General features: G+C 59.8%; 17 protein-coding genes. 7 read left to right on the forward strand and 10 right to left on the reverse strand.

Annotated elements, in window-relative coordinates; translation table 11 throughout:
- Nucleotides 1-4 precede the first annotated feature (4 nt).
- Entirely contained in the window at nt 5-436 is a 432-nt protein-coding gene (locus AFK24_RS08330) for an OsmC family protein (protein ID WP_065832801.1), read from the forward strand.
- Between the two features lie 53 nt (nt 437-489).
- Here the strand turns inward: AFK24_RS08330 and AFK24_RS08335 are convergent, their stop codons facing one another.
- Nucleotides 490-1,149 carry a hypothetical protein gene (locus AFK24_RS08335; protein ID WP_170826304.1) on the reverse strand — a complete coding sequence of 220 codons (660 nt, stop codon included), beginning with the start codon at nt 1,147-1,149 and terminating at the stop codon, nt 490-492.
- A 176-nt stretch (nt 1,150-1,325) separates the two neighbouring features.
- Here AFK24_RS08335 and AFK24_RS08340 point away from each other — a divergent pair, with 176 nt between their 5' ends.
- Nucleotides 1,326-1,559 (forward strand): DUF1161 domain-containing protein, encoded by a 234-nt coding sequence (locus AFK24_RS08340; protein WP_065832802.1) that lies wholly within the window; start codon nt 1,326-1,328, stop codon nt 1,557-1,559.
- Here AFK24_RS08340 and AFK24_RS08345 read toward each other — a convergent pair.
- Entirely contained in the window at nt 1,556-1,969 is a 414-nt protein-coding gene (locus AFK24_RS08345; protein ID WP_080482080.1) for a hypothetical protein, read from the reverse strand. The two genes, AFK24_RS08340 and AFK24_RS08345, sit on opposite strands and share 4 nt — an antisense overlap.
- A 92-nt stretch (nt 1,970-2,061) precedes the next feature.
- Between AFK24_RS08345 and AFK24_RS08350 the strand changes: the two genes are divergently transcribed.
- Nucleotides 2,062-3,123, forward strand: a complete 1,062-nt coding sequence (locus AFK24_RS08350; protein ID WP_065832803.1) for an aminopeptidase — start codon at nt 2,062-2,064, stop codon at nt 3,121-3,123.
- A 152-nt stretch (nt 3,124-3,275) separates the two neighbouring features.
- Here the strand turns inward: AFK24_RS08350 and AFK24_RS08355 are convergent, their stop codons facing one another.
- The 5 genes from AFK24_RS08355 to dadA form a co-directional block, all read right to left on the reverse strand.
- A complete protein-coding gene (locus tag AFK24_RS08355) occupies nt 3,276-3,701 on the reverse strand; it encodes a c-type cytochrome (RefSeq protein ID WP_065832804.1) in 426 nt (141 codons plus the stop codon).
- Between the two features lie 182 nt (nt 3,702-3,883).
- Nucleotides 3,884-4,432 (reverse strand): cupin domain-containing protein, encoded by a 549-nt coding sequence (locus tag AFK24_RS08360; protein WP_065832805.1) that lies wholly within the window; start codon nt 4,430-4,432, stop codon nt 3,884-3,886.
- Between the two features lie 163 nt (nt 4,433-4,595).
- Nucleotides 4,596-5,669: an alanine racemase gene (gene alr / locus AFK24_RS08365; protein ID WP_065832806.1), complete on the reverse strand. Its 1,074-nt coding sequence runs from the start codon at nt 5,667-5,669 to the stop codon at nt 4,596-4,598.
- A 152-nt stretch (nt 5,670-5,821) separates the two neighbouring features.
- Nucleotides 5,822-6,175, reverse strand: coding sequence for a RidA family protein (locus tag AFK24_RS08370; protein ID WP_065832807.1), 354 nt, complete (start codon nt 6,173-6,175; stop codon nt 5,822-5,824).
- On the reverse strand, nt 6,150-7,448 hold the full coding sequence (dadA, locus tag AFK24_RS08375) for a D-amino acid dehydrogenase (RefSeq protein ID WP_065832808.1): 1,299 nt from the start codon (nt 7,446-7,448) through the stop codon (nt 6,150-6,152). Before dadA ends, AFK24_RS08370 begins: the two co-directional genes overlap by 26 nt.
- A gap of 155 nt (nt 7,449-7,603) precedes the next feature.
- Here dadA and AFK24_RS08380 point away from each other — a divergent pair, with 155 nt between their 5' ends.
- The gene (locus tag AFK24_RS08380; protein ID WP_020291984.1) at nt 7,604-8,092 is read left to right on the forward strand and encodes an Lrp/AsnC ligand binding domain-containing protein; all 489 of its coding nucleotides are present in this window, start codon (nt 7,604-7,606) and stop codon (nt 8,090-8,092) included.
- Nucleotides 8,093-8,222: 130 nt separating this feature from the next.
- Here the strand turns inward: AFK24_RS08380 and AFK24_RS08385 are convergent, their stop codons facing one another.
- The gene (locus AFK24_RS08385) at nt 8,223-8,576 is read right to left on the reverse strand and encodes a YkgJ family cysteine cluster protein (RefSeq protein WP_065832809.1); all 354 of its coding nucleotides are present in this window, start codon (nt 8,574-8,576) and stop codon (nt 8,223-8,225) included.
- Between the two features lie 146 nt (nt 8,577-8,722).
- Between AFK24_RS08385 and AFK24_RS08390 the strand changes: the two genes are divergently transcribed.
- Nucleotides 8,723-10,036 carry an NAD(P)/FAD-dependent oxidoreductase gene (locus tag AFK24_RS08390; protein ID WP_065832810.1) on the forward strand — a complete coding sequence of 438 codons (1,314 nt, stop codon included), beginning with the start codon at nt 8,723-8,725 and terminating at the stop codon, nt 10,034-10,036.
- Nucleotides 10,037-10,148: 112 nt separating this feature from the next.
- Here the strand turns inward: AFK24_RS08390 and AFK24_RS08395 are convergent, their stop codons facing one another.
- The gene (locus AFK24_RS08395) at nt 10,149-10,382 is read right to left on the reverse strand and encodes a DUF1127 domain-containing protein (protein ID WP_065832811.1); all 234 of its coding nucleotides are present in this window, start codon (nt 10,380-10,382) and stop codon (nt 10,149-10,151) included.
- 173 nt (nt 10,383-10,555) lie between these two features.
- On the opposite strand from AFK24_RS08395, the gene AFK24_RS08400 reads away from it, so the two are divergent.
- Together AFK24_RS08400 and AFK24_RS08405 are read left to right on the forward strand one after the other, a co-directional pair.
- Nucleotides 10,556-11,974 carry a PLP-dependent aminotransferase family protein gene (locus AFK24_RS08400; RefSeq protein ID WP_065832812.1) on the forward strand — a complete coding sequence of 473 codons (1,419 nt, stop codon included), beginning with the start codon at nt 10,556-10,558 and terminating at the stop codon, nt 11,972-11,974.
- Between the two features lie 69 nt (nt 11,975-12,043).
- A complete protein-coding gene (locus tag AFK24_RS08405; protein ID WP_139110471.1) occupies nt 12,044-13,627 on the forward strand; it encodes a phospholipase D family protein in 1,584 nt (527 codons plus the stop codon).
- On the opposite strand, the gene AFK24_RS08410 is transcribed toward AFK24_RS08405, so the two are convergent.
- Complete coding sequence (locus tag AFK24_RS08410) at nt 13,624-14,769, reverse strand: MFS transporter (RefSeq protein WP_065832813.1); 1,146 nt, start codon at nt 14,767-14,769, stop codon at nt 13,624-13,626. The genes AFK24_RS08405 and AFK24_RS08410 overlap by 4 nt on opposite strands.
- Between the last annotated feature and the right edge of the window lie 99 nt (nt 14,770-14,868).

Raw genomic sequence — 14,868 nt, forward strand, 5'->3', positions numbered from 1 at the left:
CATCATGAGCATCGTCAAGAAAGCATCCGCCCATTGGGAAGGTGATCTGAAATCCGGTATCGGCAGCATCTCGACTGAAACCGGCGTTCTGCGCGAAGCCCCATATGGCTTCAAAGCCCGTTTCGAAGGCGGCAAAGGCACCAACCCAGAAGAATTGATCGGCGCAGCCCACGCGGGCTGTTTCTCCATGGCACTGTCGATGATCCTCGGCGGCGCAAACTTGACTGCAGAAAGCATCGACACCACCGCTGACGTGACCCTCGACCAGGTCGACGGTGGTTTCGCCATCACTGCGGTACACCTGACTCTGAAGGCCAAAGTGCCGGGCGCGACTCAGGAACAGTTCGACGAGCTGACCAAGCAGGCCAAAGAAGGCTGCCCGGTTTCCAAAGTCCTGAACGCCAAAATCACCCTGGACGCTACGCTGGTCAGCTGATTGACTCCGTCGCACCCAATGACCCGCTCGGTTAAACCGACCGGGTCTTTTTTTCAGGCCTCGACGTCCATCATCCAGTACCTGCGCACTTGCCGGCGCTGCCAGTGGGAATTGTATTGGTGGCTCTCGCGGGTGTGAGCGACCAGTTGGCAACCGCCCTCCTCGGCTTGACCCAGGTGGAAGGATCGCGCCGCGCCAATGGCCTCTTTATCCGAGCCATAGAAAGCAATGACCCGGACTTCCAGCCCGGAAAACGTCCAGCCTTCGCCCGGCAAATGGCCGGTCATGGGGATCGCATGCAGAATGGCCAGGCGTTGAATCAAGGTGCCAAACGTGCCGATATGAGTGAAATCCCCAGTCCTCAGTGGGCCTTGGCGCGTCGCGTTGTGCAGCACCAAATCCTGATCAATCTCACCTTTGCTCTCTTCGCGGATATCGGTGACGTCGCAGCACAGTCGGCCCTGATTGGTGTCGAGCAACAGCACGATCTGATTGATGAAGATGGGCTCGGCACTCATGTTGCTGATCAGGCACAGCGAGCCGATGCCTTTGCCTGCGCCACGATTGATGATGATGCGCGGCCTGCGCTGGCGGCGGTAATTGTTCAAAAGCAATTGCGCGTACATCACCCAGACAATCAGCGTGCCGATGCTGATCATCACGGTCAGGGCGTCTTTGTACTGGATGACCCATTGGATAAAAGGGGAATTCATTACTACTCGCAGTCAAATGGTCGTCCCGCTCTGATAGACCATCCGGGCAGAAGTTCGACCCGTGCGACCAACGTAGAACGAACTTGCACGGGCGCGTTGAGGTCTATGAAACACTGCAGCGCTGGCGCGGTAATCTGCCTGATGTCCCGCTGCGGACCGTATCGAAGGAGTCGAGCATGAAACGTTTTGCATTAGCCGTGATAGGGACTGTAATGGCCACCAGTGTCCTGGCTGCACCTAAATCCTGCGAAGAACTCAAAGCCGAGATCGAAGCCAAGATCCAGGCCAACAACGTCAACTCCTACACTCTGGAAATCGTCAGCAATGACGAAGTCCACGATCAGAATATGGTCGTCGGTACGTGCGACAACGGCACGAAAAAGATCATTTATCAGAAAAATGATCGCTAGATGCAGTTTGATTCCTCTTGCTCGACCAGCTCATTGCGTTGCGCGTCATAGAGCCAGGCAGTAATGGAGTTGTGGATCGAGCGGACTTCGATCATGTAGCGCTGCCCCGCCGCGAAATGGTCGTATTTCAGGTCGATGTAGCAGGTCAGCTCGGTGAAATCGTCGCTCATTGCGCTGAAACCGCCGTAGTTGATTTCGTAGTCGTAACGCACCTGAAGCTCGTGGCTGCCGGGTGGGACCTGGAAGTAGCGTCCGTCGTAAGTGGTCACGCCGTCGACTTTATCGGCCATCACCATTTTGCCGGTGATGGTGCGCATATCGACCCAGGCTTGTTGCGGGTTCACCGCTGGCATGGGGCCGGCACATCCGGTCAGGGCGGTCAGGGCGAGGATGAGCGAAAGGTAGCGCATGGTTGGCTCCGTATGGACGGACAGCGATGATAGTTGCGTAACGGCAGTGCTGTCCGGCATAACGCGTGATGTTTCGAATGTTGAGGCGGTCCATGCCAAGTATTACCCTTTCCCGCCTGGGGCGCAGCCTGCCGTTAGTGGCGCTTGTGTTGCTCGGTGGTTGTTCCAGCGTCAATTATTACGACCAGTTGGTGAGCGGTCAGTTGCAGCTCTTGCGCGCCAGGCAGCCGGTAACCGAAGTCATCGCCGACCCGACGCGCAGCCCGCGTCTGCGCCAGATGCTGGAGCATTCACAACAGGCCCGGACCTTCGCCAGCCGTCAGTTGCACCTGCCGGACAATCGCAGCTATCGCCTGTATGCCGATCTGGGCCGCCCGTATGTGGTCTGGAATGTGTTCGCCACGGGCGAGTTCTCGCTGGAACCGGTCACCCATTGTTTCCCGATTGCTGGCTGCGTGGCCTATCGCGGCTATTACAGCGTGGGCGGCGCACGGGGTGCGGCGGCGTTGCAGCGCCAGGCCGGGCAAGATGTGTATGTCAGCGGCGTCGAGGCTTATTCGACCCTGGGCTGGTTTGACGATCCGATCCTCAGCTCAATGCTGGGCTGGGGCGATGAACGCCTGGCGACCTTGATCTTCCACGAGCTGGCGCACCAGCAGTTCTACGTGAAGGACGACAGCGAGTTCAATGAGTCCTTCGCCAGCTTTGTCGAGCAGGAAGGCACTCGCCAATGGCGCGCCGCACGAGGCTTGCCCGCCGAGCGCCTGTCGCAATCCAGGCAGCGCGATCAGTTCACCCGGTTGGTGCTCGACACGCGGGAACGCCTCAAGCGGCTCTACAGCCAACCCTTGAATGCTGAGCAGATGCGCGAGGGCAAAGCGGCGGAATTCGAAACGCTGCGCAACAACTACCGCGCATTGCGCGATACCCAGTGGGCTGGCGACAAGCGCTATGACGCCTGGATCAACGCACCGCTGAACAACGCCAAACTGCTGCCCTTCGGACTGTACGACCAATGGGTGCCGGCGTTTGCAGCGCTGTTCAAACAGGTCGATGGGGATTGGGCGGCGTTTTACGCGGCGGTGGAGCGGTTGGGTGGGTTGCCGATGGCGGAGCGCAAAACAGCACTTCGCGGGCTATCCCGGACTGACTGACAACGTGTGAGAGTGAGCTTGTGTGGGAGCAAGTTGTTGTGGGAGCGAGCTTGCTCGCGAAGCCAATTCCGCCAACACATTTTCGTTGGCTGAAATACTGCCTTCGCAAGCAAGTTTGCCCCCACGGCATTTGCGACGTTGCTGATATCGGCTTATTTCAGCCCTGACATCTTCTCGATTGCGCCTTTTAGTTCGGCGTCCGAGCAGTCGGCACAGGTGCCTTTTGCCGGCATGGCACCGATGCCGGTGATGGCCTTGGCCAGCAGGCCGTCCAAACCGCCTTGCTCTTTGGCGCGGGTTCCCCAGGCTGCAGCGTCGCCGATTTTCGGAGAGTTCAGCAAACCGGTGCCGTGACATGCATTGCAGTGCTTGGCGATAACGTCATCCGGCGACTTGGCCCCTCCGGCGCCACCCGCCGCCGCAACGACTTCCATCCCTGCGCATTCCTTGCCCTGAACGCAAACCTGGCCCACCGGCTCCAGCCGTTTAGCGATTTCGTCATTGGTTGCTGCCTGAGCGGTGAACGCCCAAAAAGTCAACGTAGCAGCAACTGCCAGAATCTTATTAGTTAGGTTCACGCTTACACCCTCATGGTGACTATTCACGCCCGCAGCCACGGTTTAGCAGGCGGGCGCAAGTATAGCGTTTAGCCTGTCAGTCCGAAACACCCTTATAACAAGAAGGGTTATTCCCTGACAGTCTAGCGTTTTCGGCGTATTTGTCGCTGTCCCGTAACTACGGGGCAATCTACGCTCTCATATTAGAAATTGGCCGGTGTAGCTGCGCTGATTAGTCGCGCCGGAACATCAAACGGGTTGCGAAAACGATGTGGCTTGGTGCTCTCGAAATAATAGCTGTCGCCTGCTTCGAGAATATACGTATCCAGGCCGACCACCAGTTCCAGTCGTCCTTCGACGAGGATGCCGGTTTCTTCACCCTCATGAACCAGCATCTCGATGCCGGTATCGGCACCTGGCGGATAGATCTCGTTCAGGAATGCGATTGAGCGGCTCGGATGCGCCTTGCCCACCAGTTTCATGGTGACCGCGCCGTCCGAGATATCGATCAGCTCGCTGGCCTTGTAAACCACTTGCGTTGGATTTTCTTGCTCAAGCTCTTCGGAAAAGAACTCCACCATGGACATCGGTATACCGCCGAGCACTTTCCGCAGGGAACTGATCGATGGGCTTACGCTGTTTTTTTCGATCATGGAAATAGTGCTGTTGGTCACGCCGGCTCGCTTGGCGAGTTCGCGCTGGGACAGGCCCTTGAGTTTACGAATGGATTGCAGTCGTTCACCGACGTCCAATGCGGCAGTCCTCCTGATTCAGTCTGGTTAGGTCGAGATGAACGCCATGATGGCAACAGCGTTCAGTATTTACAACACTTCGACCGGCCAGGGACTGACTGAGGAGACTAGCGGCCAGCAAGGGCCGCGCTTGAATGGACAGGTGAATGCTGGCGAAAGGCTGTCAGGCCCCGGAATAGAGCCTTGGCACCCGGCGCAAGTTGCAGAAAATCCGATAGGGGATGGTTCCGGCGCGGGCTGCGACATCACTGGCCAGAACGTTCTTGCCCCACAGCTCGACGCGGCTGCCCAGCCCGGCTTGCGGCAAATGGGTCAGATCGACGCACAACATGTCCATGGATACCCGACCCAACAGCTGGCTCGGCTGGCCGTCGATCCACACCGGCGTGCCGGTGGGTGCCTCGCGTGGATAGCCGTCGGCATAACCCATGGCGACCACGCCGACACGACTGGTGCGCTCGGTAATAAACGCTGCGCCGTAACCGACCGGCTCACCGGCAGGCAACTCACGTACGCAGATCACTTTCGATTCCAGGGTCATGACCGGTTGCAACTGATCGGCCAGCACCTGCGGCTGATCGAAGGGTGTCGCGCCGTAGAGCATGATGCCGGGGCGAATCCAGTCGCTGGGCATATTCGGCCAGCCGAGCACGGCAGGTGAATTGCGCAAGCTGATTTCAGCTGCCAAACCCTGGCGTGCGGCTTCGAACACCGCCAATTGGTCCTGGCTGCACGGATTGTCCAGTTCGTCGGCGCGAGCGAAGTGACTCATCAGGACGATCTTCGCCACTTTGCCGCTGGCCAGCAGACGTTGATAACCGGCCCGGAAATCCTTGGGGTGCAGGCCAACGCGGTGCATGCCCGAATCCAGCTTGAGCCAGGCAATGATCGGCTTGCGCAAGCTGGCCTGCTCGATGGCTTCGAGCTGCCACAACGAATGCACTACACACCAGAAATCATGCTCGACGATCAGCGCCAGTTCATCAGCCTCGAAAAAGCCTTCCAACAGCAGGATCGGCGCGCGAATACCTGCTTCGCGCAGTTCCAGCGCTTCTTCGATACAGGCCACGGCGAAACCGTTGGCTTCGGCTTCCAGGGCCTGGGCGACCTGTACGGCGCCATGACCATAAGCATCGGCCTTGATCACCGCGAGTGCCTTGGCTCCCGTGGCTTGGCGGGCTAGCTGGTAGTTGTGACGCAGGGCTTGAAGATCGATTAAGGCGCGAGCTGGACGCATGATGGGGATCTGATAGTGGGTTAAGACTGTTGGAGCGAGGCTTGGTGTAGGACCGGCTTTAGTCGGGAGGGCAATTGACGCCTTCGCGACTAAAGTCGCTCCTACAGCCGATTCGCGGGCAAGCCTCGCTCCTACGGATTTGTTGCTTACGGTTACGGCAGCGCGGCAATCACGGACAACTCCACCAGAATTTCCGGCTCGCAGAGTTTGGCTTCAACCGTGGCACGCGCTGGCGCGACGCCTTTTGGCAGCCAGGTGTCCCAGACGCTGTTCATGCCTGCGAAGTGGGCGTCGATGTCTTTCAGGTAGATCGTCACCGACAGGATGCGGCTTTTGTTGGTCCCGGCCAGATCCAGCAAGCGTTCAATGCTGCCGAGGGTCTCGCGGGTCTGCTGCTCGATCCCGCTAGTCAGGTCGTCGCCCACTTGACCGGACAGATACACGGTGCCGTTGTTGACCACGACCTGGCTCATGCGCTCATTAGTGAGCTGGCGCTGGATTGACATGTTGGGCGATCTCCTTGGTACTGCCATAGCGATAGATATTCAGGCCTTCAGCACTGATCTGCGGCGTTTTGCGCGAAATCAGATCGGCCAGCAAACGGCCCGAACCGCAGGCCATCGTCCAGCCCAGTGTGCCATGGCCGGTATTGAGAAACAGGTTGCTGAACGGCGTGGCGCCGACAATCGGCGTGCCGTCCGGCGTGGTTGGACGCAGGCCGGTCCAGAAACTGGCCTGGGTCAGATCACCGCCCTGAGGATAGAGGTCGCCAACGATCATCTCCAGCGTTTCGCGCCGACGAGGATTGAGCGACAGATCGAAACCGGCGATTTCCGCCATGCCGCCGACGCGGATACGGTTGTCGAAACGGGTGATCGCGACCTTGTAGGTCTCGTCGAGAATCGTCGAAGTCGGGGCCATGGCCGGATTGGTGATCGGCACGGTCAGCGAGTAACCCTTGAGCGGGTAAACCGGCGCCTTGATGCCCAACGGCTTGAGCAACTGTGGCGAATAACTGCCCAGCGCCAGCACGTAGCGGTCAGCCGTTTCGAGCTTGCCGTCGATCCACACGCCATTGACGCGGCTACCGGCAAAATCGATGCGCTCGATGGACTGATTGAAGCGGAACTCGACGCCCAGGTTCACCGCCATCTCAGCAAGACGCGTGGTGAACAGCTGGCAATCGCCGGTCTGGTCATTGGGCAGACGCAACGCGCCGGCGAGAATATCGGTGACGCTGGCCAATGCCGGTTCGACCCGGGCGATGCCGGCGCGGTCGAGCAGCTCGTACGGCACGCCTGACTGTTCGAGTACGGCAATGTCCTTGGCGGCGTTATCCAGTTGCGCCTGGGTGCGGAACAATTGGGTGGTGCCCAGCGTGCGGCCTTCGTAGGCGATGCCGGTTTCGGCACGCAGCTCATCAAGGCAATCGCGGCTGTATTCGGACAGGCGAACCATGCGCTCTTTATTGATCGCATAGCGGCTGGCTGTGCAATTGCGCAGCATTTGCGCCATCCACAGGTACTGATCGATATTGGCAGTGGCCTTGATCGCCAGAGGCGCATGGCGTTCCAGCAGCCATTTGATGGCTTTGAGCGGCACGCCAGGCGCGGCCCAGGGCGACGCATAACCCGGCGAAACCTGGCCGGCGTTGGCGAAACTGGTTTCCATGGCTGCAGCAGGCTGACGGTCGACAACCGTGACCTCGAAACCTGCACGCGCCAGATAATAGGCACTTGTCGTACCGATCACACCACTACCAAGGACCAGAACGCGCATGTCGATGACCTCATCGCGGATATCCGCTGACGTTTTGAAGTTTTAATCAAGGATGTGTGCAGTATATGCAGCATCTGGCAGTGCTTTTCACCATATAAACGCCTATATTCGGCGGAAATTCTCGGTAAAGAACGCTTTGATAGAGGGGGTTTCCCTTGCGTACAGAACATCAGTCAAAACGTGAGCTGGACAAGATCGATCGCAACATTCTGCGCATCCTTCAGGCCGATGGTCGAATTTCGTTCACCGAGCTGGGCGAGCGCGTCGGTTTGTCCACCACGCCGTGCACGGAGCGGGTCCGCAGGCTGGAACGTGAAGGCATCATCATGGGCTACAACGCCCGGCTCAATCCGCAGGCGCTCAAAGCCAGCCTGCTGGTTTTCGTCGAGATCAGCCTGGATTACAAATCCGGCGACACCTTCGAAGAATTCCGCCGCGCCGTGCTGAAACTGCCCCATGTGCTGGAATGCCATCTGGTTTCAGGCGACTTCGATTACCTGGTCAAGGCGCGCATTTCAGAGATGGCGTCCTACCGCAAACTACTCGGCGACATCCTCCTCAAACTCCCGCATGTGCGCGAATCCAAGAGCTACATCGTGATGGAAGAGGTGAAAGAGAGTTTGAATCTGCCGATTGCGGAGTGACGACGCCAGGCTTGGAATGCATTCCGTAGGACCGGCTTTAGCCGGGAGAGGGCCAGTCCCTTCGGAGCGGCTGTGTTGTAAGGACATTAGCCCTCCCGGCTGAAGCCGGTCCTACGGACTCGGTGTTCGATTACACCAAAACCTGCCGCGTCGACGCCATGTACGCGTGAATTTGCTTCTCGACCCGCGGGTGGATCATCTCCACGGGGCGGCGGCCGTTGGGGCATGGCAGCGTCGGCGTGGTGCCGAACAGGCGACAGATCAACGGGCGTTCGCCGTACACGGTGCAGCCGTTGGGGCCCAGATGCACGCAATTGAGTTCGTCCATGGCCGCTTCCTGCTCGGCTGCCGTCTTGCGTGGCAGACGGGACATTTCTTCCGGCGACGTAGTCACCGGCCCGCAGCAGTCATGGCAGCCAGGAACGCACTCGAAAGACGGAATCTGCTGACGCAGCGAGCGAATTTTCTGACTGTTGCAGCTCATTGGACCGATTACCCCGTGTGAATGGGCGCGATTCTGCCTCAGTTACCCAACTCAGGACAGTGCCGTCGGACCGATCCTTGCTCGCGTCGGAACCTGCGGCTTATCCTCCGTGAAGTTTTTCAAACACCGCCAACGGAACCCACGCCATGGACGCCCGCGCCCGACCCTTTGCCGCGACCAGTGAACACGCCGCTTCTTATTACGCCGCCAGCAGCCATCCGCAACCGGATCATCCGCCGTTGCAAGGCGAGCAGCAGGCGGATGTGTGCGTGGTGGGCGGCGGGTTTTCCGGGCTCAACACCGCCATCGAGCTGGCCGAACGCGGGCTGAGCGTCGTGTTGCTCGAAGCGCGCAAGATCGGCTGGGGTGCGAGCGGGCGTAATGGCGGTCAGTTGATTCGTGGCGTCGGCCATGGCCTTGAGCAGTTCGCCAATGTGATCGGCAACGACGGCGTGCGCCAGTTGAAACTGCTGGGGCTGGAAGCCGTGGAGATCGTGCGCCAGCGCGTCGAGCACTACGCCATCGATTGCGATCTGACCTGGGGTTATTGCGACTTGGCCAACAAACCGCGCGATCTGGTCAGTCTGGCCGAAGACGCCGAAGAGCTGCGCAGCCTCGGTTACCGCCATCATCTGCAATTGCTGCAAGCCAGCGAAATGCACAGCGTGGTGGGTTCTGATCGGTATGTCGGCGGCATGATCGACATGGGTTCCGGGCATTTGCATCCGTTGAATCTGGCGCTGGGCGAAGCGGCTGCGGCGCGGTCACTGGGTGTTCAAGTGTTTGAGCACTCGGCGGTAACGCGTATCGACTACGGCCCGCAGGTCAAAGTGCATACCGCCCAAGGCTCGGTCGCGGCCAAAACCCTGGTGCTGGCCTGCAATGCTTACTTGAATGACCTCAATCCGCAGTTGAGCGGCAAGATCCTGCCCGCCGGCAGCTACATCATCGCCACCGAACCCTTGAGCGAAACTCAGGCTCATCAACTGCTGCCACAAAACATGGCGGTGTGCGACCAGCGCGTGACGGTAGATTACTTCCGGCTCTCGGCGGATCGCCGCCTGTTGTTCGGCGGTGCCTGTCATTATTCCGGGCGTGATCCTCAGGACATCGCGGCCTATATGCAGCCCAAGATGCTTCAGGTGTTCCCGCAGCTGGCCGGGGCGAAGATCGATTATCAATGGGGCGGCATGATTGGCATCGGCGCCAACCGCCTGCCGCAAATTGGCAGGCTGGCGGATCAGCCCAACGTGTATTACGCCCAGGCTTACGCCGGGCATGGCCTGAACGCCACGCACCTGGCAGGCAAGTTGTTGGCCGAGGCCATCGCCGGGCAGCACAGCGATGGCTTCGATTTATTCGCCAAAGTCCCGCACATGACCTTCCCCGGCGGCAAACACCTGCGCTCGCCGCTGCTGGCGCTGGGGATGTTGTGGCATCGGTTGATGGAGTTGCGCTGAAATTCTATGAATTGGAATGCATCCCGTAGGACCGGCTTCAGCCGGGAGAATGCCCTCCCGGCTAAAGCCGGTCCTACGGGTTTTCATATTTCCATGGTTGTAGGGCGAGATGTCACTCTCTCCAAAACGGCTTCAACCCTTCCGTCCTGGCCTGCCCCGGCGTGATGCCAATATCCTGCAACTCATCCAGGGTCAGGTTCAGCAGCACTTTGCGTGACGTCCAGCGATGGCCATACAGAGCCCAGCGACTCAGCTTAGGGGCGCAGGCTGTCTTGACGACAACTGCTTGCCCTTCACTCAGTTCCTGGCTGTAAAGCGCCAACCGCACATCACTGAACCCGTTCATTGTTCAAACCCTCATCACGTTGTCTGTGGCGACATGATGGCTGCGCGGGAGAAACCGTTACAGATCCAAACAAATCTATTAATTTGCATACAGATGATTTCAAACTTGTCCTGAATGCTGTATTTTTCACGCATCTGTATGGTTTCCATTTATATAGCGGCCGGAAGTACGCCATGACCCTCTACGTCAACCTCGCCGAGTTACTCGGCTCGCGGATTGAAAACGGTTTTTATCGTCCTGGCGACCGGCTGCCTTCAGTGCGCGCCTTGAGTGTCGAGCATGGCGTCAGCCTGAGCACCGTGCAGCAGGCGTATCGGCTGCTGGAAGACAATGGCCTCGCGGCGCCAAAGCCCAAATCCGGGTATTTCGTGCCCGCCAGCCGCACGGTTCCGGCGCTGCCGGTGATCGGTCGTCCGGCGCAGCGGCCGGTGGATATCTCCCAGTGGGATCAGGTGCTGGAGCTGATTCGCGCCAAGACCGATCCCAAGCTCCAGCAACTTGGACGGGGCATGCCGGACGTGACCAGTCCGACGCTGCGGCCGTTGCTGCGTGCCATGGCGAGGATCAGCCGGAATCAGGACATGCCTGGTCTGTATTACGACAATATCTACGGCACCCAGACACTTCGCGAGCAAGTCGCGCGTCTGCTGCTGGATTCGGGCTGCAACCTCACCGCCAATGACCTGGTGATTACCACCGGCTGCCATGAAGCGCTGTCGTCCAGCATCCGCGCCATCTGTGATCCCGGCGATATCGTGGCGGTGGACTCGCCGAGCTTTTTCGGCGCCATGCAAACCCTCAAGGGGCTGGGCATGAAAGCCCTGGAAATCCCCACCGATCCGCTGACCGGGATCAGCCTCGACGCGTTGGAGCTGGCATTGGAGCAGTGGCCGATCAAGGCCATACAGTTGACGCCCAGCTGCAACAATCCACTGGGCTACGTCATGCCTGAAGCACGCAAGCGGGCGCTGTTGACCCTGGCCCAGCGCTTTGACGTGGCGATCATCGAAGACGATGTGTATGGCGATCTGTCCTACACGTACCCGCGACCACGCACCATCAAGTCCTTCGACGAAGATGGCCGGGTGCTGTTGTGCAGTTCGTTTTCCAAGACGCTGGCGCCGGGGCTGCGCATTGGTTGGGTTGCACCGGGACGCTACCTTGAGCGGGTGCTGCACATGAAATACATCAGCACCGGTTCCACCGCGCCGCAGCCTCAACTGGCGATCGCCGAGTTTCTGCAGGGCGGGCATTACGAGCCCCATTTGCGGCGTATGCGCAGCCAGTATCAGCGCAGCCGCGACTTGATGATTGACTGGGTGGCGCGTTACTTCCCGGCGGGCACGCGAGTCAGTCGGCCGCAGGGCAGCTTCATGTTGTGGGTCGAGCTGGCCGAGGATTTCGATACTCAGCGCCTGAATCGGGCATTGCTGCCGCAAGGCGTACAGATCGCGGTGGGCAGTATTTTTTCTGCTTCGGGCAAGTACCGCAATTGCCTGCGAATGAACTACGCCGCCAAGCCCACGGCGGATGTCGAGGCGGCCGTACGCACCGTCGGCCAGACCATTTCGCAACTGATCGCCCAGCAGTAATACGCCTGGCGTAACTTTTATCGGGTTTCGAGGGTCATATCGCCATATCGAAGTGTGCGGGTGGTGAGTTTGAAGAGAGCGTGGGCGTCGTCCCTTTGTCTGCTATTTGCGTTGTGCGTCAGTGGCTGCGCCCATGTCAGTATTCCCAATAAACCGAGTCAGGCGTTGCCGCCGACGGATTCGGCGTTCGGCCGCTCGATTCAGTCCATGGCCATGCCCCATGAAGGCCGTTCGGGATTTCGCCTGCTGCCCAACAGCACCGAAGCCTTCATGGCCCGCGCCGAGCTGATCCGCAATGCGCGCACCAGCCTGGACTTGCAGTACTACATCGTTCACGACGGCCTGAGCACTCGCGCCCTCATCGACGAGTTGCTCAAAGCGGCAGATCGCGGCGTTCGGGTGCGAATCCTGCTGGATGACACCACCAGCGACGGCCTCGATCAGGCCATCGCCACCCTCGCCGCGCACCCGAACATTCAGATCCGCCTGTTCAACCCGCAAGAGCTGGGCCGCGAAACCGGCGTGACGCGCAGCATGGGCCGCCTGTTCAATTTGTCCCGCCAACATCGACGCATGCACAACAAGCTGTGGCTGGCCGACAGCAGCGTGGCGATTGTCGGTGGGCGCAATCTGGGCGACGAGTATTTCGACGCCGAGGAAAACCTCAATTTCACCGATATCGACATGCTCAGCGTCGGCCCGGTGGCGCAGCAATTAGGGCACAGCTTCGATCAATACTGGAACAGCGCGCTCAGCAAACCCATCGCCGAATTCATGTACTTCCTGCCGACCGTGCGCGACCTCGCCAAGGCGCGGGTGCAGCTCGAAGACTCGCTGGAGAAGTCGCACCAGCAACACCGCGCCTTGTACGACCGCTTGATGGCCTACAAAACCCAGCCGCGCATGAAAACCTGGCTCAACGAGCTGATCTGGGCGCATAACCAGGCGCTGTGGGATGCGCCGACCAAGGTGCTGGCCCGCGACGAGCCGGACCCGCACTTGCTGCTGACCACGCAGCTGGCCCCGGAACTGCTCAACGTTCATGAAGAATTGGTGCTGATTTCCGCCTATTTCGTGCCCGGCAACGAAGGCCTGACTTACCTCACGGGGCGTGCCGATGCGGGGGTCGCGGTGAGTTTGCTGACCAACTCTCTGGAAGCCACGGATGTTCCGGCGGTACACGGCGGTTACGCGCCCTATCGCAAGGCGTTGCTTGAGCATGGCGTTAAGCTGTTCGAAATGCGTCGCCAACCGGGCGATACCGGGACCAGCGGCGGCAGCGGTCCGCATCTGTTCAAGAAAGCCGCGTTCATCAACAGCGGCTCGGACTCCAGCCTGCACAGCAAGGCGATGATTTTTGATCGACAGAAAATCTTTGTTGGCTCGTTCAATTTCGATCCGCGTTCGGTGCTGTGGAATACCGAAGTCGGCGTGTTGGTCGACAGCCCGCAGCTCACTGAATACTTGCGCGAACTGACCCTGCAAGGCATGGCGCCGGCCTTGAGCTATCAGGCGAAGCTGGAGGACGGCAAAGTGGTGTGGGAAACCGAGGACGACGGCAAGATCCACACCTTGCACAAGGAACCGGGTGACGCATGGCGCCGCTTCAATGCGTGGTTCAGCAGCGCCGTCGGCCTGGAGAAAATGCTCTAGGCTGCGACCGGCTGTACGCCGAAAGCGCCGCGCCGCTGCGACAAGAGCACTAACCCGAATGCGCCCGCTGCCATCAACAGCGGCAGTGCCTGCCCGCTGACCCATTGGCTGCCCGCTCCGGCCGCCAATGGCCCGATCAGACAACCAATCCCCCAAAGTTGCGCGACATGGGCGTTGGCGCGGACCAGCGAATCGTCGCGAAAACGCTCGCCGATCAGGATCAGCGACAAGGTGAACAAGCCACCTGCGCTGGCGCCAAACAGCACCCACAGCGGCCAGATCAATACCGTATCGACCATCAGCGGCACCAGCAGGCTGGAAATCATCAGCGCCATTGCGCAAGCGGAAAACAGCGTGCGTCGGGAAATGCGGTCGGCCAGCGCGCCAATCGGCAGTTGCAGCAACGCGTCGCCGACCACCACGGTGCTGACCATCGCCAAGGCGATTTCCGCAGTGAAACCCTGGCGCAGGCAGTAGATCGGCAGCAGCGTCAGGATCAAGGCTTCGAACGCCGCGAACAGCGCCACGGCCCAGGCAATGGCGGGCATGGAGCGGCAGAAGCCGAACAAGTCGATAAAGGTCACGCTGCAGGAATCAGCGCTGGGCGCCCCGCTACGTCCGAGCAACAGCAGTGGCGAGCTGACCAGCAACGCCACGCCGACCCAGAAGCCGTAATCGTCTTCGGTACCCAGCGCGCCGAGCAGCAACGGCCCGGCCAGTTGGCAGAGCGCGTAAGTGCTGCCGTACAGCGCCACCAGGCGGCCGCGCAAGCGCTCGACCACGAGTTGGTTGATCCAGCTTTCGCCAAGAATGAACACGATGGTCAGGATCACGCCGAGCATCAGGCGCAGCACCAGCCAGATCGAGTAATACGGCAGCAGCGCGAGCAAGCCCACCGACAGCGCGCCCGCCCACAGACACAGGCGCATCAGCGCTGCCGTGCCGAAACGTGCGGCAAGCTGACTGGCCAGACTCGCGCCCAGCAACACGCCAATGGCTGGCATCGCCGCCATCACGCCGATCGCGAACGAGCCGTAGCCCCAGCTTTCCAGGCGCAATGACACCAGCGGCATGCTGACGCCCAAGGCGAGCCCGACGCTCAGTACCGAAGCCAGCACCGCAAAATAAGTCCCCCAACGCATTGCCACGCTCCTGTGGGTCAAGGACTGTGACAGTTCACCCGTTGGAGCGTGGCTTGCCCGCGAAGACGATATTCCTGACGCAAGATATGCATTGGATCT

It is taken from the genome of Pseudomonas syringae, from assembly GCF_001698815.1.
GTDB classification, from domain to species: domain Bacteria; phylum Pseudomonadota; class Gammaproteobacteria; order Pseudomonadales; family Pseudomonadaceae; genus Aquipseudomonas; species Aquipseudomonas syringae_A.